The 17,620-nt window shown below is 70.0% G+C and carries 11 protein-coding genes; 4 read left to right on the plus strand and 7 right to left on the minus strand.

The genetic code is table 11. The features are described from left to right. Positions 1-8: 8 nt before the first annotated feature. Both D7Y21_RS06475 and D7Y21_RS06480 read right to left on the minus strand, forming a co-directional pair. The gene (locus tag D7Y21_RS06475; protein ID WP_121711950.1) at positions 9-1,382 is read right to left on the minus strand and encodes a spondin domain-containing protein; all 1,374 of its coding nucleotides are present in this window, start codon (positions 1,380-1,382) and stop codon (positions 9-11) included. A 54-nt stretch (positions 1,383-1,436) separates the two neighbouring features. Then, positions 1,437-3,029 (minus strand): FAD-dependent oxidoreductase, encoded by a 1,593-nt coding sequence (locus D7Y21_RS06480; RefSeq protein WP_121711952.1) that lies wholly within the window; start codon positions 3,027-3,029, stop codon positions 1,437-1,439. A gap of 94 nt (positions 3,030-3,123) precedes the next feature. Between D7Y21_RS06480 and D7Y21_RS06485 the strand changes: the two genes are divergently transcribed. Further along, a complete protein-coding gene (locus D7Y21_RS06485) occupies positions 3,124-3,720 on the plus strand; it encodes a TetR/AcrR family transcriptional regulator (RefSeq protein WP_158627243.1) in 597 nt (198 codons plus the stop codon). A gap of 10 nt (positions 3,721-3,730) precedes the next feature. Here D7Y21_RS06485 and D7Y21_RS06490 read toward each other — a convergent pair whose 3' ends face one another. The 4 genes from D7Y21_RS06490 to D7Y21_RS06505 all read right to left on the minus strand — a co-directional run bounded on the left by D7Y21_RS06490 (position 3,731) and on the right by D7Y21_RS06505 (position 9,426). Continuing rightward, entirely contained in the window at positions 3,731-4,609 is an 879-nt protein-coding gene (locus D7Y21_RS06490; RefSeq protein ID WP_120562554.1) for an aldo/keto reductase, read from the minus strand. Between the two features lie 57 nt (positions 4,610-4,666). Then, entirely contained in the window at positions 4,667-5,446 is a 780-nt protein-coding gene (locus D7Y21_RS06495) for an SDR family oxidoreductase (RefSeq protein WP_121711954.1), read from the minus strand. A gap of 387 nt (positions 5,447-5,833) precedes the next feature. Beyond that, the gene (locus D7Y21_RS06500; RefSeq protein WP_121711956.1) at positions 5,834-7,648 is read right to left on the minus strand and encodes an ABC transporter ATP-binding protein; all 1,815 of its coding nucleotides are present in this window, start codon (positions 7,646-7,648) and stop codon (positions 5,834-5,836) included. After that, the gene (locus D7Y21_RS06505; RefSeq protein ID WP_121711959.1) at positions 7,645-9,426 is read right to left on the minus strand and encodes an ABC transporter ATP-binding protein; all 1,782 of its coding nucleotides are present in this window, start codon (positions 9,424-9,426) and stop codon (positions 7,645-7,647) included. The genes D7Y21_RS06500 and D7Y21_RS06505 overlap by 4 nt, the downstream gene beginning before the upstream one ends. Before the next feature lie 165 nt (positions 9,427-9,591). On the opposite strand from D7Y21_RS06505, the gene D7Y21_RS06510 reads away from it, so the two are divergent. Continuing rightward, entirely contained in the window at positions 9,592-10,626 is a 1,035-nt protein-coding gene (locus D7Y21_RS06510; RefSeq protein ID WP_120561776.1) for an aldo/keto reductase, read from the plus strand. A 132-nt stretch (positions 10,627-10,758) separates the two neighbouring features. Next, on the plus strand, positions 10,759-13,113 hold the full coding sequence (locus tag D7Y21_RS06515) for an arylsulfatase (protein WP_121711995.1): 2,355 nt from the start codon (positions 10,759-10,761) through the stop codon (positions 13,111-13,113). A 60-nt stretch (positions 13,114-13,173) separates the two neighbouring features. Here the strand turns inward: D7Y21_RS06515 and D7Y21_RS06520 are convergent, their stop codons facing one another. After that, complete coding sequence (locus D7Y21_RS06520) at positions 13,174-14,970, minus strand: M4 family metallopeptidase (protein ID WP_121711960.1); 1,797 nt, start codon at positions 14,968-14,970, stop codon at positions 13,174-13,176. Positions 14,971-15,334: 364 nt separating this feature from the next. Here D7Y21_RS06520 and D7Y21_RS43420 point away from each other — a divergent pair, with 364 nt between their 5' ends. Next, on the plus strand, positions 15,335-17,533 hold the full coding sequence (locus D7Y21_RS43420; protein WP_121711962.1) for an FUSC family protein: 2,199 nt from the start codon (positions 15,335-15,337) through the stop codon (positions 17,531-17,533). The last annotated feature ends 87 nt before the right edge of the window (positions 17,534-17,620 follow it).

Consider the following 17,620-nt stretch of genomic DNA (forward strand, 5'->3'; position numbering starts at 1 on the left):
GGCGTGAACTACTCCGCCGCGAGGGTGACGCGCAGGTGCTGGGACAGGGGCGTGCCGTAGCGCGACGGAGGAACCCGGCGCACGGTCTTGTCGGTGTCCACGGTCCACTCGGGAGCGCCCTGGTGCGGGCCGGCGGCAGGCTCCTCGTCCAGCTCCGTGCCCACGTCCCACAGGTACACCTTGGACGTGATGTCGCCCGTCACGGGGGCATTGGCCTTGTCGAAGAGCGTGATGCCCTGCTCGTCGGGGCCGAAGAACCAGTCATTGGACTGGCCGAACATGGTCGCGAAGGTCAGCCGGTCGCCGGGGCTGGCGTTGACGGTGAATTCGTAGGCGCGGCCCGGCAGGAGGGGACCGGGGGCGGACGCGTCCACGGGCGTGTTGAAGGTGCCCGACTTGCTCACGCCCGTGGGCGGAGTCGAAGAGAGGGCACTGGCCAGCCGCGAGGCATCGCCCGTCTCCGCGAGCGCCTCCAGTCCCAGGCCCCGGTCCAGCGCGCCTTCCGTGAACAGCGGCGAGGCGGCGTTGTGCACGGCGAAGACGCCCGGTGACAGGGGCGTGGCCACGCCGTTCAGCGGCTTGAGCCAGGTGTCCAGGGCGGTGGCGTCGCCGCCTTCCGCGAGCGTCTCCAGGCCCTGGCCCCGGTCCGGCTGACCCTCGGTGAAGAGGGGCTCATTGCCTGCGCCCACCACCCAGACTCCCGGGGAGATGCGCACGGGCTTGATGCCCTCGGAGGTGCTGAGGGTGTTGCGGTCGTCGGAGACGTTCTCGATGCGCATGGTGAAGCGCTGGGTGGCCGCGTCGTGGGCCAGTTGCACGCGGATCATCGATGCGAGCGGGGGCAGATTGAACGTCAGGCCGCTGCTGAGCACGGGCTGCGCGCCCACGCGCCGCACGTTGTTGGAGTTGAAGTCGTTGATGCCCGGGCCGTCCGTGGAGGTGGCCTGCTTCGGCGCGGTGTGCGCGCCCACGGCGGGCTCCTCGTTCACCTCCGTGCCGGCGTCCCAGAGGACCACCTGCGAGGTGATGTTGCCGATCAGCGGCTGCCCGTCGGAAGAGTAGAGCGGGATGCCCTGGGGCTCGGTGCCGAAGAACCAGTCGTTGGACGCGCCGAACATGGTGGCGAAGGACAGACGGTGGTTGCGGCCCGCGGTGAAGCTGAATTCGTAGGTATCACCCGGGGCCAGCGGACCTGGGGACGTGCCGCTCACCTTCGTGTCGAAGCGGCCGGACTTGAGGTTCTGGAAGGGCGCCACGTTCTCGATGCGCACGCGGAAGCGCCGGGAGGACGGGTCGGTGTCGTCGCCAGAGCCGCAGGCGGACAGCGTCAGGAGGCCGAGCGCTGCGCGGGCGGCGCTTCCACGGAAGGAGCGGATGGACATGGGGAGAGTCTCCATGGGCCTCGCCAGAATGCGAAGCCCCGCAGGTTGCTCCCTCTACGCGGCGGGCGTTCCAGCGGTTACGTCCAGCGCGACCTCTGCGTGCGCGGGCAGGAGCGGCGTGAGGAATGCGGTCAGCGCAGCGAGGTCGCCGGGCCGGGACGCGTGTCCCACGTAGCCATCCGGGCGCACCAGGATGAGTGCAGCCCTTCCCGGGAGCACGTCGTAGGCACGGTGGGCGTGGACGTCCCTGTCGAAGAGGGCCTCGGAGCTGGGGGCCGCGCCCTTTCCGAGAATGTGGACGACGCGCACGGAATCCCCTGGGCATTCGCGAGCCCATGCCTCGACACCCGCGTGCGCGGGGCCAAAGGCGAGCAGCGTCCAGTGGGGGCCGCGAAACCTGTCCGACAGTCGGACAGGTTCGCCGCGAGCATCCACGCAGGGGGCGTCCGGGGCACGGTCTCCGGCCTGCACCCGGGCCGTGTCGCCGGGGACCTCCGGAGCGAGCGGACCGCCGCGATAGCTCAAGCCCAGCTGCAGCAGCTCGTCGCCGCGGTTCAGTGCCTTCATGCGTCCCTGCCGCATGCCGTCGAACAGCTTCGAGGACAGTCCGAGCACCCGCGCGGCGATGGGCAGCCGCTCCGCCTCGTAGGTGTCGAGCAGGGCAGGGGCCGCGCCCTGGAGCACGTGGACCAGCTTCCACCCCAGGTTGTAGGCATCCTGCACGCCGGTGTTGAGCCCCTGGCCTCCGGCGGGCGGGTGCACGTGCGCGGCGTCGCCCGCGATGAAGACGCGGCCCACGCGGTAGCGGTCCACCATGCGCACGTTGGGGCGGTACACGGACAGCCAGCTCGCGTCATGCAGCCGCAGCCTGGAGCCCGGGCGGGCACCTTCCTGGATGCGCTGGTGGATCGCGGCCTCGGTGAGCTCCGGCACGGTGCCGCCAGGCTTCACCTGGAGGGCGAGCTGGAAGCGGTCCGGGCCGGGCAGCGGGCACAGCGCCACCATGCCGCCCGTGGCGAAGGGCCACACATGCCAGTGCGTGCGGTCCAATCCGTCCACGCGCACGTCGCCCACGACCATGCGCTCCTCCTCATGGGTGACGCCGTGGAAGGTCAGGCCCAGCTCCTTGCGCACGCGACTGTGTCCGCCGTCCGCGCCCACCAGGTATTCCGCGCGGACGGTCTCCTCCGCGCCGTCGCGTGTGAGGGTGGCGGTGACGCCGCTGTCGTCCTGGGTGAAGCCGGTGAGCGCGGTGCCGAACTCCACCGAGACACCCAGCGACGCCAGCCGGTCGCGCAGGATGCCCTCGGTGCGGGCCTGGGGCACGAGCCGGGGATTGGGGTGGGGCACGTCCGGGGTCACGGCGCGGCGGGCCATCATGGTCCAGCGCCCCACGACGAAGCGCCGCCAATGGATGCGGAGGCGGGGATAGGCATTGCCCGCGGCGAGCACGGCATCGAGCACGCCCAGGTCGTCCAACACCTCCAGCGTGCGAGGCGAAAGCCCCTTGCCGCGAGAGCCGACGAAGGGACGCGGCGCCGCATCCACGATGCGCACGCGAACGCCCCGGCGAGCGAGGTCGCAAGCGAGCGTCAGGCCTGTGGGCCCTGCGCCGATGACGAGCACCGGCAGGATGTCATGGGACATGGAAGGTCTCCTGTCGCGAGTCAGCGGCGACGGAGACAAGAATGTAAGGGACTGCTTATGTTGTCAGCTTGCGTTCCCGCCCCAGGAGTCCGGCATGCCGCGCGCGAAGCTTTCCCCTCGGAAGACACCCACGCAGGAGCGCTCGCGAGCGACGGTGGACGCGTTGGTGCAGGCAACTGCTGACATTCTGGTGCGCGACGGCTACGCGAAGCTGACGACGAACCGCATCGCGGAGCGGGCGGGCGTGAACGTCGCATCGCTTTACCAGTTCTTCCCCAGCAAGGAGGCGCTGGTGGCGGAGGTGTTACGCCGGCACGTGAAGGAGCAGCGCGCCGCCGCGCGAGAGGTGCTGGCGACGCGAAAGTTCAACACGCTGGAGGACCTCATCCGGACGCTGGTGGCGCTGGGCTTCGCGGCGCACGCGGTGAATCCGAAGCTGCACCACGCGCTGACGGAGGAACTGCCAGCGCGTCCGGCAAGGAAATGGGATCCGGACGACTCGCCCATGCTGGAGGCCCTGAGCAAATTCCGCACGGACGTGCCGGACCCGGAGCTGGCCCTGTGGCTCATCGACACGGTGTCCCACGCGGTCATCCACCGAGCCGTGGTGGAGCGCCCCGAGTCCCTGTCCCAGGGGCTGCTCCAGGAGGAGCTGGTGACGCTCCTCCTGCGCTACGTGAAGCGGAAGTGAGTGCCGGTCTTCAGCGCCCCGACGCCTGCGCGTCCACGGCGGCCAGCTCATCCTTGCTGAGCTTCACCTCCGCGCCCGCGACGTTCTCCTCCAGGTGCTTCACGGAGGACGTGCCCGGGATGGGCAGCATCACCGGCGAGCGCTCCAGCAGCCAGGAGAGGGCAATCTGCGCGGGCGTCGCGTTGTGCTTCTTCGCCACGGAGTCGAGCGTGCTCCCCGGCTTCGCCAGACCGCCCGTCGCCAGCGGGAACCACGGGATGAAACCCAGGTTCTCCTTCTCGCAGTAATCCAGCACCTTCTCGTGCACGCGGTCGGTCAGGTTGTACCGGTTCTGCACCGACACGATGTCCACCACCTTGCGCGCCCGCTCAATCTCCTCCACCGACACCTCCGACAGGCCGATGTGGCGGATCTTCCCTTCCTGCTGCAGCGCCTTCAGCTCACCCAGCGACTCCTCCACCGGGACCTTCGGGTCGATGCGGTGCAACTGGTACAGGTCGATGCGCTCCAGCTTCAGCCGGCGCAGCGACAGCTCCAGCTCCTGGCGCAGGTACTTGGGCGCGCCCACCGGATGCCACTCGTTGGGCCCCGTGCGCACCAGGCCCGCCTTCGTCGCCACCACCACGCCCTTGGCGTAGGGGTGCAGGGCCTCCGCGATGATCTCCTCGCTGACGTAGGGGCCGTAGGAGTCCGCCGTGTCGATGAAGTCCACGCCCAGCTCCAGCGCGCGGCGCAACACGCGCACCGCCTCCGCCCGGTCCTTGGGCGGGCCCCAGATGCCAGGGCCCGTGAGCTGCATGGCGCCGTAGCCCAGCCGGTGGACGGGCAGGTCGCCGCCCAGCTTGAAGGTGCCGCTCTTCTCCGCGGGTCGCGTCGAGGTTCCGCTCATGAGTGCTTCCTCCGTGCAGATGAACGCCAAAATGGATGCATGTGCAGCAAATGCGTTTCAGGCCGTCCGGTACCGCCCGGCCAATGCGTGGGTCGCACCACGCAGCAATCCGGCCTCCGCCTTCTCCAGGGCCGTGAGGGACTCCGCGGCCTCCAGTCCCGGAACGCAGACCGTCTCACCGCGCTCCAGCGCGACGAGCGACGCCGTGACGACGTCCTCCGGCGACATGGTGCCGGGATAGCCGCCGTTGAACTCCGTGAAGGTCATGCCCGGGCAGACGACCTGCGCCACCACGGGCGTGCCGCGCAGCTCTCCCGCGAGCGTGCGGGTGAAGTGGACGAGGAACGCCTTCGCGCCCGCGTAGGTGGCCCGGTGGGGCAGGGGACCCGGTGGCATCGCGCCGGAGAAGGCGAGCAGGGAGGCGACGTTGATGACCGCGCCCTTGCCCCGCGCCAGCATGCCGGGCAGCGCCGCGCGCGTGGCCAGCATCGGCGCCATCATGTGCAGGTTCGCCAGGCCCTCCAGCGCCGCGGGCTCCACCTGCGCGAAGGGGCCATAGCCACCCACGCCCGCGTTATTGATGAGCAGGGTGAGGTCGTCACCCGCCGCGCGCCCGGCCACCCGCTGGAGGTCCGCGTGCACCGTGAGGTCCGCCCGCAGCACCTCCGCGCGGATGCCATGCGCCGCCGTCAGCTCCGCCGCCAGCGCCTTCAGCCGCTCCTCCCGCCGAGCGACGAGGACCAGGTCATACCCAAGCGCCGCCAGCCTTCGGGCATACACCGCGCCGATACCCGCGGACGTACCCGTCACCAATGCTGTCCCTCGACTGCCTGCCATGCCTGCTCCCTGAAGGGGTGAAGGGGGCGCGTCCTACTTCGACGCAATGAATGCTGGAGATGGGGACTGCCGGCGCGAAGCGCATGCCGATGGGCCGCACCCTCGGCCGCTGGGTAACGAAGGGCGTTCGACCGTGCAAGCGGGATGCAGGCCCAGAGGGCGTCAAAATGACGGAGGTGGTCCAGCGCGCAACGGTCGATCACCGTGGGTGCACGTTTCCGCCCGAAGCAGGGGCGAAGTCCCCGCCGCGACGCACCGAAGAAACCTGTCCGACAGTCGGACAGGTTTTGGAGCGCCGTGGCCAGGGGGCCAGCGCTCCGCCCGGGGCCGCACGAACCTGTCCGACAGTCGGACAGGTTTTGGGGAGCCGCGGCCGGTGGCGCGCCTTCAGCCCAGCGCCTTGACCGTCGGCTCCGGCGTGTCGCGGAACTGCTGGTGATACAGCTCCGCGTAGAGCCCGCCCTTCGCGAGCAGCTCCTCGTGGTTGCCCCGCTCGGCCACGGTGCCGTGCTCCAGCACCAGGATGAGGTCCGCGTGGCGGATGGTGTTGAGCCGGTGCGCGATGACGATGCTCGTGCGGCCGGACAACAGTTGCCCCAGCGCCAGTTGGATGAGCGCTTCCGTGCGCGTGTCGATGTTCGCCGTCGCCTCGTCCAGGATGAGCACCCTCGGATTGGCGATGACCGCGCGAGCGAACGCGAGCAACTGCCGCTGCCCCTGACTGAGCGTCGCGCCGCCTTCGCCCAGCACGGTGTCGTAGCCCTGCGGCAACTGGGTGATGAAGTCGTGCGCGTGCACCGCCTTCGCCGCCGCCTCCACGTCCTCGCGGGTGGCGTCCGGCTTCCCGTAGGCGATGTTGTCCGCCACCTTCCCGCTGAAGAGGAACGGCTCTTGGAGCACCATGGCCATCTGCCGGCGCAGGCTGCCGCGCGTCACCTGGCGCACGTCCTCGCCGTCCACGCGCACCATGCCCCCCGTCACGTCGTAGAAGCGCGGCACCAGGCTGGCCACCGTCGTCTTGCCCGCGCCCGTGCGACCCACCAGCGCCAGCGTCTGGCCGGGCTCCAGGTGGAAGGACACGTCGCGCAGCACCGGCCTCGACGCGTCGTACCCGAAGGACACGCCCTCGAACACCACCTGGCCCTGGAGCGACCCCAGTTCCACCGCGCCCGCCACGTCTGGCGGCTCCGTTGCCTCGTCGAGGATGGAGAAGATGCGCTCCGCCCCCGCCAGCGCGGACTGCATCAGCGCGGCCACGGACGCGGCCAACTGCACCGGCCGGAAGAACTGCTGCACGTAGATGAGGAACGCCGCCACGCCGCCCACCGTGAGCTGCCCACTCAGCGCCAGCGCGCCGCCGTAGCCAATCACGAGCGCCGTGGACAGCGTGGAGAGCAGGTCGATGGCCGGCGAGAACGCGGACGTGATGCCCACCGCCGCCACGTTCGCGTCGCGGTTGGCCGCGTTGCGGTCGCGGAAGCGCTCGATGTTCTTCTCCGTGCGGTTGAACGCCTGCGCCTGCCGCACGCCGCCAATCTCCTCCTGGAGGTTCGCCGTCACGTCGCCCACCGTCTGCCGCGTCTTGCGGTAGGCATTGCGCGCCCGCGACGCGAAGAACCACGTGGTGAGCACGATGGCGGGGATGAGGGAGAAGCACGCCAGCGCCAGGCGCCAGTTGAGCGCGAACATCGCGACGAGCACGCCCACCAGTCCCAGCAGCGACCCCAACAGCTGCGTCAGCCCCTGCGCGAAGAGCTGGTTGAGCGTGTCCACGTCGCTGAGCAGCCGGCTCATCAGGTCGCCCAGCGGCCGGCGGTCGAACCACGACAGCGGCAGCTGCTGGAGCCGCGCGAAGAGGCGCTGGCGCAAATCCGACAGGACGTGCTGCCCCGTGTGGCCCACCCGCCGCGTCTGCGCCTGCTGCGTCAGCACGCCCACGACGTAGACGACGAACAGCACCCCCAGCGTCCGCAACAGCCCCCAGCCGTCTCCCGAGCCGATGTCGTGGTCGATGGCCCGGCTCATCAGGTACGGCCCCAGCGCCTGGCACGCCGCGCCCACCAGGATGAAGGCCATCGCCACGGTGAGCGTGCCCGCGTGCGGACGCAGCTCGCCCAGCAGCCGGCGCAGCACCTTCCCGCGGTGCTGCGCCCGGCCCGTCTCCAGCTCCGCCATCGCCTCGATGCTTCCAGGCCGCCTCATGCCACCTCCTCCTGGCGCGGCGGCAGCAGCTGCGACCCGAGGATGTCGTTGTACAGCTCGCTGGTGGCCTTCAGCTCCTCGTGACGTCCCTTCGCGGCGATGCGCCCCTCGTCCAACACCAGGATGAGGTCCGCGTCCCGCACGGTGCTGATGCGCTGGGCGATGACGATGGCCGTCCTGCGCTTGTCCCGCATCAGCGCGTCCAGCGCTCCCTGGATGGCGGTCTCCGTGCGCGCGTCCACCGCGGACGTGCTGTCGTCCAGGATGAGCAGTCTCGGATCCGTGAGCAGCGCCCGCGCGATGGCCAACCGCTGCCGCTGCCCGCCGGACAGCCCCACGCCGCGCTCGCCCACCACCGTGTCGTAGCCCTGGGGCAGTTCGCGGATGAACTCCGCCGCCTGGGCCGCCTCCGCCGCGGCCTCCACCTGGGCCTGCGTCGCCTCCGGGCGCCCGTAGGCGATGTTCTCCCGCACCGTTCCGGAGAACAGCAGCGCGTCCTGGAGCACCACGCCCATCTGCGAGCGCAGGCTCGCGAGCGTCACGTCCCGCACGTCGTGCCCGTCCAGCAGCACCGCGCCCCCGGTGACGTCGTAGAAGCGGGGCAGCAGGTTGATGAGCGTGCTCTTGCCGGAGCCGGTGGTGCCCAGCACCGCCACCAGCTGTCCGGGCTCCAGCGTCACGCTCACGCCGCACAGGATTTCGCGCTCGCTGCCCGCGTAGCGGAAGCGCACGTCGCGCAGCTCGATGCGGCCCTGCAAAGGAGGCAGCGGCACCGCGCCCGGGCGGTCCGTCACCTCCACCGCCGTGTCGAGCAGCTCGAAGACGCGCTGCGCGGACGCGCTCGCTCGCGACATGCTGGCCGCGAAGAAGCCCAGCGTCATCAGGGGCATCAGCAGGAAGGCCAGGTAGCTGGTGAAGGCCACCAGCTCTCCCAGCGTCAGCTCCTGATGGAGGATGCGCCAGCCGCCCACGCCCACCACCATCAGCGTGCCCAGGTTGGCGAAGAAGGTGACGAAGGGGAAGTTGGCAGCCAGCGCGTCCACCACCCGCAGGTTCTTGTCCTTCAACTCCGCGTTGGTCTTCCCGTAGCGCTCCAGCTCCCGCGCCTCGCCGGAGAAGGCGCGCACCACGCGCAGCCCGCGCAGGTCCTCCTGCAGCGTGCTGTTGAGCGAGCCCAGCAGCGCCTGCAACTGTCCGAACAGCGGACGCATCCGCCGCATGAACCGGCGCAGCACCCACAGGATGGGCGGCACGGTGCTCAGCGCCGCCAGCGCCAGCACCGGATCCAGGTACAGCAGCAGCCCCGCGCAGCCCACCAGCATCGCCGCCGCCGCGGCGAACTGCACCACGCCGCTGCCCACGAAGGTGCGCACCGCCTCCACGTCGCTCGTCAGCCGCGTGAGCAGCTGCCCCGTCTGTGCCTGGTCGTAGTAGCTGAAGGACAGCCGCTGGATGCGCGCGAAGAGCGCGTCGCGCAGGTCGAACGCCACGCCCTGCGACGCGCGCTCCGCCAGGTAGCCCTGCAGGAAGTTGAACAGGCCGCGCCCCAGCGCGATGGCGACCAGGCCTCCCACCGCCAGCCACACGGGCTGTATCTCCCCACGCGCGAGCCCGTGGTCGATGGCGATGCGGATCATCTGCGGCGCGCCCAGGTTCGCCACGGAGACGAGCAGCAGCGACAGCAGCGCCCCCAACGCCTCCAGGCGGTAGCGGCGCAGATAGCCCAATGCCCGCAGGATGGGCGGACGGCCGGATGCGGGTGGCGCGGACGTGCTCACGTGAGACCTGGACCCCTGCCTCCCCGCCCGGGAAGGCGCGCGCATGATGGGCGCCCCCACGCGCCGCTTCAAGCATCACGCGTGTCGCGAAACGACGGTTGCGCGCCGCGCCACGGCCCGTTACGTGGGCCGCCTTTCGTCCCGCTTCGTCACGAGGTGAACGTCATGGAATACCGGCAGCTGGGTGGTTCTGGTTTCAAGGTCCCCGTCCTCAGTCTGGGCACGGGCACGTTCGGTGGCTCGGGTGAGTTCTTCAAGGGCTTCGGCTCCAGCGACGTGAAGGAGGCCACGCGGCTCGTGGACATCGCGCTGGACGCGGGCGTGAACATGTTCGACTCCGCGGACGGCTACTCCGCGGGGCTCGCGGAGGAGATTCTGGGCAAGGCGCTGGAGGGCCGGCGCGACAAGGCCATCATCTCCACCAAGGCCACCTTCCGCGCGGGCACGGGGCCCAACGACGTGGGCTCCTCGCGCTTCCACCTCACGCGCGCCGTGGAGGCCGCGCTGCGCCGGCTGAAGACGGACTACATCGACCTGTTCCAGCTCCACGCCTTCGACGCGGTGACGCCCGTGGAGGAGGTCCTCAACACGCTGGACGGCTTCGTGCGCGCGGGGAAGATCCGCTACCTCGGCTGCTCCAACTTCTCCGGCTGGCACCTGATGAAGTCGCTGGCCGTGTCGGAGCGCTACAACCTGGCGCGCTACGTGGCCCACCAGGCCTACTACTCGCTCGTGGGCCGGGACTACGAGTGGGAGCTGATGCCGCTCGCGCAGGACCAGAAGGTGGGCGCGGTGGTGTGGAGCCCGCTGGGCTGGGGCCGGCTCACCGGCAAGCTGCGCCGGGGCGCGCCGAAGCCGGAGACAAGCCGCCTCAACAACCCCGCCACCGCGGCCGGCGGCCCGCAGGTGCCGGAGGAGTACCTCTTCAAGGTCGTGGACGCGCTCGACGCCGTGGCCCAGGAGACGGGCAAGACGGTGCCGCAGGTGGCGCTCAACTGGGTGCTCCAGCGGCCCACCGTGTCCAACGTCATCATCGGCGCGCGCACGGAGGAGCAGCTGCGCCAGAACCTGGGCGCCATCGGCTGGAACCTCACGCCCGCGCAGGTGGCCACGCTGGACGCCGCCAGCACCACGCCCTGGCCGTACCCGTACTTCCACCAGCGGCAGTTCCACGAACGCAACCCGTTCCCCGTGACGTGAGCGGGGCGTGAAGCAGGAGGCGGCCAGGGCCTGGGTCCGGCCGCCTCCGTCCCGGGGGCAGATTCGCTGCCTCCGGGGGCGATGCACCTCACGCAAGAGAACGTTCCGGTTCGCGTGGAGGCGCGCTCGCTCATGTCCCTCAAGGAATACAAACCCGGCAGTCCCTTCCCCGGCGTCATCGGACGCACCTGGGAGCAGTCGTCTCCCGCGTGGCCAGCGCCCCTTCGCTCGAAGCCCGGCGCGCCCAACGTCCTGTTCATCATCCTGGATGACATGGGCTTCGGACACCTGGGCTGCTACGGCTCGCCCATCCGCACGCCAAACCTGGACCGGCTGGCGCAAGGCGGGCTGCTCTACAACAACATGCACACCACCGCGCTGTGCTCGCCCACGCGCTCGTGTGTCCTCACCGGCCGCAACCACCACTCCAACGGGATGGGCACCATCACCGAAACGTCGCTGGGCTACCCCGGCTACAACGGCACCATCCCCTTCGAGAATGGCTTCCTCTCCGAGATGCTGATGGAGGCCGGCTACAACACGTATGCCATTGGCAAGTGGCACCTGACCCCCGCGGAGCAGACGAGCGCCGCCGGGCCGTACTCGCGCTGGCCGCTGGGCCGTGGCTTCGAGCGCTTCTACGGCTTCCTGGGCGGAGACACGCACCAGTACTACCCGGACCTCATCCACGACAACCACGCCATCCGCCCGTCCGGCACTCCCGAGGAGGGCTACCACCTCACGCCGGACCTGGTGGACCGCGCCATCGACTGCATCGCGGACACCAAGCAGGTCGCGCCCGACAAGCCCTTCTTCCTCTACTTCGCCACGGGCGCCATGCACGCGCCCCACCACGTCCCCCGCGAGTGGGCGGACGCCTATGCGGGCAAGTTCGACGACGGCTGGGACGCCTACCGCCAGAAGGTGTTCCAGCGGCAGCTGGAGCTGGGCGTGGTTCCCCGGGGCACGCAGCTGTCCCGGCATGATCCGGACGTGCAGGAGTGGGGCTCGCTGCCCCCGGAGGAGAAGCACCTCTACGCGCGGATGATGGAGGTGTTCGCGGGCTTCCTGGAGCACACGGACCACCACATCGGCCGGCTGCTGAAGTTCCTGGAGGACACCGGCGAGTTGGACAACACGCTCATCATGGTGCTGTCCGACAACGGGGCCAGCGCGGAGGGCGGGCCACACGGCTCCGTGAACGAGCTGAAGTTCTTCAACAACGCGCCGGAGTCCCTGGAGCAGAACCTGGCGGCGCTGGAAGACCTGGGCGGCCCGAAGCACTTCAACCACTACCCGTGGGGCTGGGCCTGGGCGGGGGACACGCCGTTCCGCCGCTGGAAGCGGGAGACGTACCGAGGCGGCACCACCGACCCGTTCCTCGTCCACTGGCCCCAGGGCATCCAGGCGAAGGGCGAGGTGCGCACGCAGTACGCGCACGCCATCGACATGGTGCCCACGGTGCTGGACTGCCTGGGCCTGGAGCCGCTGGCGGAGATCCGCGGCGTCACCCAGTCACCCATCGAGGGCGTCAGCCTCAAGCACACGTTCAACGACGGGGACGCGCCGAGCCGCCACCGCACGCAGTACTTCGAGATGTTCAGCTCGCGCGCCATCTACCACGACGGCTGGCGCGCGGTGTGCCCGTTCCCCGGCCCGTCCTTCACGGAGGCTGGAGAGGCGTTCGGCCAGTCGCTGCTCGACGAGGACCGGCTGCGCGAGCTGGATACGCACGGCTGGGAGCTGTACCACGTGGCGCAAGACTGCTCCGAGACGCGGAACGTGGCGGAGGAGCACCGGGGCAAGCTCATCGAGATGATCGCTCTCTGGTACGCGGAAGCGGGTCGCTACCAGGTGTTCCCGATGGCGTCGCCCAGCTTCGCCGTGTTCGCCACGGAGCGCCCGCAGCTCACGAAGGACCGCACGCGCTACGTGTACCGGCCGCACACGTCCCCCGCGCCGGAGAACGCCGCGGTGCACGTGCTCAACCGGCCGCACACCATCACCGCCGACGCGGAGGTGAAGCCCGGCACGGAGGGCGTGCTGCTCAGCCACGGCGGCCTCACCGGCGGCTACACGTTCTTCATCCAGGGCCGGAAGCTGCACTACGCCTACAACTACCTCGGCGAGCAGGAGTTCCACATCGAGTCGGCGGTGGACGTGCCGGAGGGGCGCTCGGAGCTGCGGTTCGAGTTCGAGCCCACCGGCAAGGCGGAGCCCGCCGTGGGGAAGGGCACCCCCGGACGCGGCCGGCTCTACATCAACGGGGACCTGGTGGCGCAGAGCACCATCGACGACACCATGCCGGTGGCCATCAGCCTGGGGGAGGGGCTCACCTGCGGCCGGGACGAGCAGTCATCCGTGAGCAAGCGCTACGCCGCGCCCTTCGAGTTCACCGGCACGCTCCATCAGGTGACCGTGGACGTCGCCGGGGAGCATGTCCGTGACCTGCAGGCCGAACAGAAGGAAGCCCTGTCGAAGCAGTGAAATGAAAAAGGCCCGGACGGGAGCAAAAGGGCTCCCATCCGGGCCTGAAAGCTCAGAGGACTACTTGGTCACGCCAACGGCGGTCCAGGCCTCGGCGACCTTCTTCGCCTCGGTGGAGTCCTTGCCGTACAGGTCCGTGGCGGCCTTGATGGTGGCGGCGCGGGCCTGGGAGAAGTTCGTCTGCGGCGTCATGTACGTGGTGAGCGCGCGGCCGAAGACCTTCAGGCTCTTCTCCATGCCGATGCCGTCCTTCACCTCGATGCCGGACGTCTTGTTCTTGCCGCCCTCGGTGAGCAGGAAGAAGGCGTTGTTCGCGATGCCGCTGGAGCCGTGGACCTCCGTCATCTTCGGGAAGTTCTTGTAGTTGTCGATGGAGTAGCCGTCCGCCGTCGGGTCGTTCATGTAGCGGAGGGCGTCCGTGTTGTCGCCGTTCTTGGGCGTCCACGCGTCCTCGCCCACCGCCCAGTCGAACTTCACCGCGCTGTTCTTCTGGCTGGCGAACCACTCCACGCCGGTGCCCATGATGTCGCTGAAGGACTCGTTGAGGCCGCCGGACTCACCCTCGTACTCCAGGCCCGCGGTGCGCTCCGTGAGGCCGTGGGTGATTTCGTGGCCGGCGATGTCCAGCGTGGTGAGCGGGCCGGAGTCCTTCCCGTCGCCGTCGCCGTACTGCATCTTCTCGCCGTCCCAGAACGCGTTCACCAGGTTCACGTCGGTGTGCACGTAGGAGACCAGCTTCTCACCCTTGCCGTCGATGGAGTCGCGGCCGAGGATCTCCTTGTAGAAGTCGTAGGTCATCTCCGCGCCGTAGTGCGCGTCCACCGCGGTGGCGGCGCGCGACGGGTCGGTCTTCTCGCCCCAGACGTCGTTGTTGTCCGTGAAGCCCGTGGTGCCGGACGCCTCGGCCTTGTTCTTCGCGTCGTACGTCACGATGCCCTTGCCGCGCGTCTTGTCATCCAGGGAGAACGTGCCGTCCTTGTTCTTCGTGGTCTGGATGTCGACCTTGCCGCTGTACATCGTCTGGTCGTCCGCCACGCGGCCCGCGCTGCCCGGCGTGGTGGGCGTCGTCGGCGGGGTGGGCGTCTGCGCGGGCGTGCCGGAGGTGCCGCCAGCGCGCCTGGCGTTGGTCGTGCGGTCCAGGTGGCTCAGCGTGTTGTACTGCTTGAGCGACTCGCCGGTGTTCGCGTCGATGAAGTAGTTCATCGAGCGCGGGTCCTTGCCGCTGGACACCTTCGTGTCGGTGAGCGTCACGTGGTAGGCGGCGTGGTACTGGCCGTCCTTGCCCTTGACGATGACCTTCTCCGCGGTGGGCGCCTTGGACGTCTCGCCGTTGAAGTCCTTCTGCGCCACGGCCAGCGCGTCCTTCGCGGTCAGCTTCGTGGGCGCCTTGCCAATGCCCACCGGGACGTTGGACACGTCGCCCGTCAGGCTGTCGAACTGACCCTTCGCGTCCAGGTGGCCGATGATCTGCTCACCGGCGACCTTCAGGCCCTCGTGCATGCGGTCCATGCGCACGTGCGTCATGCCCAGCTGGTCGCGCTCCACCGTGCGCGGCGAGAACGACGTGCCGCCCGTGATGCCGGTCAGCTGCGGGTTCTTCTGGTTCACGTACGACACCGTCTGCTGCACGGCCTGCTGCGCCTGGGGGCTGGTGAGGTCCACCGGGCCCGGCGTCAGCTTCTGGCCCACGCCGTTCAGCGCCACCGTGGCCTTCGCCTTGGAGGGCGCGCCCGCGCTGAAGCTGGACTGCGAGCTCATGCCCACCGGGCCCTGCGGCTTCACGGTGTTCACCGGCTTCGTGTCGGTGCGGTTCTGGGTGGCGACAACGGGCTTGGAGAGGTCGGTGCGCAGGGCCATGGGGGAGTGCTTTCGGGGGACAGGTGAGCCGGACAAATTGATTCTCGTGTCAGCCGTCCCATTGTTGCGTGTGGGTGGCTGCTTACACAGTCATGAGTGGGTCCAAGCTCATGAATTCACAGGTGAAGTTTTCAGCCTACATCGACCCCGGAAACACATTCCGACCGGTAGGTAGGCAGGTGCGCGGGGGTGTATTTCCGTTCATTTTCATCCTGCCTGTGCACGCCCGTCCACCCACACCCCGTGTCTGGACGCCAGGCGTTCTGGCCCGTCCGCCGTGCATGCGGGCGGGCAGGGGCGGAATCCGGCGCTCGCGCACCCCATCTTCTTCCTCCGGAGACGTTCACCCGGGGAAGGAGCGGGGATGCGCGGGGACGGAGGCGAGACGGTGGCGGAAGGCTGGGTGGCACCCCGAGGGCGTGCGGCCCGGGGACACCTGCCTCGCCACGTCGCGGGCCTCTTCCGCTTCCAGCCGGGCCGTCCCGCGGTGGCGGCGGGGTTGCGCACGGGGCTGGCGCTGGGCGTTCCGCTGCTGATCTCCGCGCTTCTGTCGCAGCCGGCGGCTGCGTGGGCGGGCATGGCCGGGCTCTTCGTCGCGCTGGTGGACAAGGGCGGGCCGTACCGCACGCGCGCTCGGGCCATGGGGGCGATGACGGTGCTGGGCGCGTTGGTGGGGCTCGTCATCGTGCTGCCGAGTCCCTTCTGGGTGGACGTGGCGCTGACGCTCTTCTGGGTGACGGCGTGCGGCTTCGCGCGCAGCTTCGGGGACACGCCGGGCATCGTGGGCATGCTGCTGGCGAACCTGTTCGTGGTGTCGCTGGCCCTGCCGCAGCGAGGACCGGAAGCGGCGCTGATGCAGGCGGCGTACTTCGTCGCGGGCGGCCTGTGGTCCATGTTCCTGGCGCTGGTGCTGTGGCCGCTCCGGCCATACCGCCCCGCGCGGCTGGCCATCGCGGCCTGTTACGACGAGCTGGCGGACGTCGCGGACGCGGTCGCGGGCTGGCCCATGGAGGGGCCCTCTCGGGTGGGGACATGGGAGGCGGTGCAGCGGGCCGCGCGCATGCGGCAGTCGCTGGAGACGGCGCGCGCGATGCTGGGGGCCACGCGCCAGGGACGGCAGGAGGAGAGCGGCCGGGGCGAGCACCTGCTGGTGTTGCTGGAGGACGCGGACGCGCTGTCGCTCCTGCTCACGGCGATGTCGGAGGCGCTGGACGAAGCGCCGCGCCAGGGGGCGTGCCGCACGGCCCGCATCGAGGCGCAGCACGCGCTGGGCGCGTTGGCGGTGGACCTGCGGGGCGTGGTCGGCTCGCTGGTGCGCGGCACGGTGCCGGTGCCGTCGTCGTGGGACGCGGAGCGGGTGACGCGGGTGCTCCATGCGGACGGGGGCCTGCCGGAGCCGGCGCGCTCGCAGTACTCGCACGTGGCGGGGCTTTTGGGGCGGCTGCGGGAGTACAGCGCGGTGGCGCTGGACGTGGCGTCCCGGCTGGAGAGCAGCGAGCCGCTGCCGGAGCGGGACACGAAGCCGCTGGGGTTGGAGCCGGGGCGCAGGCGTTCGTGGTGGAAGGTGCTTCGCGACCACCTGACGCCGGAGTCGGTGGTCTTCCGGCACGCGCTGCGGCTGGGGCTCACCGCGACGGTGGCGACGGCGCTGGCGGAGGGGCTGGGGCTCAATCACTGGTACTGGGTGACCATCACGGTGATTGTCGTGTTGCAGCCGTACTCGGGGCTCACCACGGAGAAGGGGCTGCAGCGTGTGGCGGGCACGTTCGTGGGCAGCGTGCTGGCCATGGGGCTGGTGCACGTGCTGCCGGCGCCGTGGATGATGCTCGCGGCCATCGTGCTGCTGGTCTGCGTGTCGGTGAGCGTGCGGCCGCTGAACTTCACGGTGTACCAGGTGCTGCTGGCGCCGGCGCTGGTTCTGCTCGCGGAGATTCAAACAGGGGACTGGCAGCTCGCGGGGGTGCGCATCCTCAACACGCTGATGGGGGGCGTGCTGGCGCTGGTGGGCATCCGGCTGCTCTGGCCAAGCCCCGAGCACGCGCGCTTCGCCGAGCAGGTGGCCTGCGTGCTGAAGGCGGACCAGCACTACCTGCGCGAGGTGTCGCGCACGCCCGTGTCCACGGAGGCGGCGCTGCGAGAGGCCCGGCGCAAGGTGGGCGTGGCGCTGTTGTCCGCGGAGGCGTCGTTCCAGCGCTTGCTGAGTGAGTGGAAGGGACCGGCGAAGGAGCTGGAGCCGGGGATGGCGTTGATTACGTACGCGCGCCGCTTCACCGCGGCCGTGACGGCGCTGGCGGCGAGCCGCACGTGGCATCAGGACTCGGACCTGGGGCCGGTGGTGCGCTACGCGTCGGACGCGCTGGAGGAACTGTCCGCGGCGCTGGTGGCGCGCCGCGTGCCGTCAGCGCTCAAGCGTGAGGCGCCGGGCCTGGAGGGCACGGACGCGCTGGCGCGCACGCAGCTGTCGCGGCTGGTGCGTCAGTTGGGCGTGCTCCAGCATGCGGTGGAGCGGATGCCACCCGCGCTGCGTGCTTCTGAGGATGGCGCAACGCCCGTTCCCGCATGACACGTGGCATGCGCGGGGGCTGCCAGCTGCGTGCTTCGCCACGCGGTAGAGCATCTGCTGCCGCGCTACGCCCGCTCCCGCGTGACA

Origin of the sequence: Corallococcus sp. AB045, assembly GCF_003668895.1 — a bacterium.
In the GTDB taxonomy this organism is placed as follows: Bacteria; Myxococcota; Myxococcia; order Myxococcales; family Myxococcaceae; genus Corallococcus; species Corallococcus coralloides.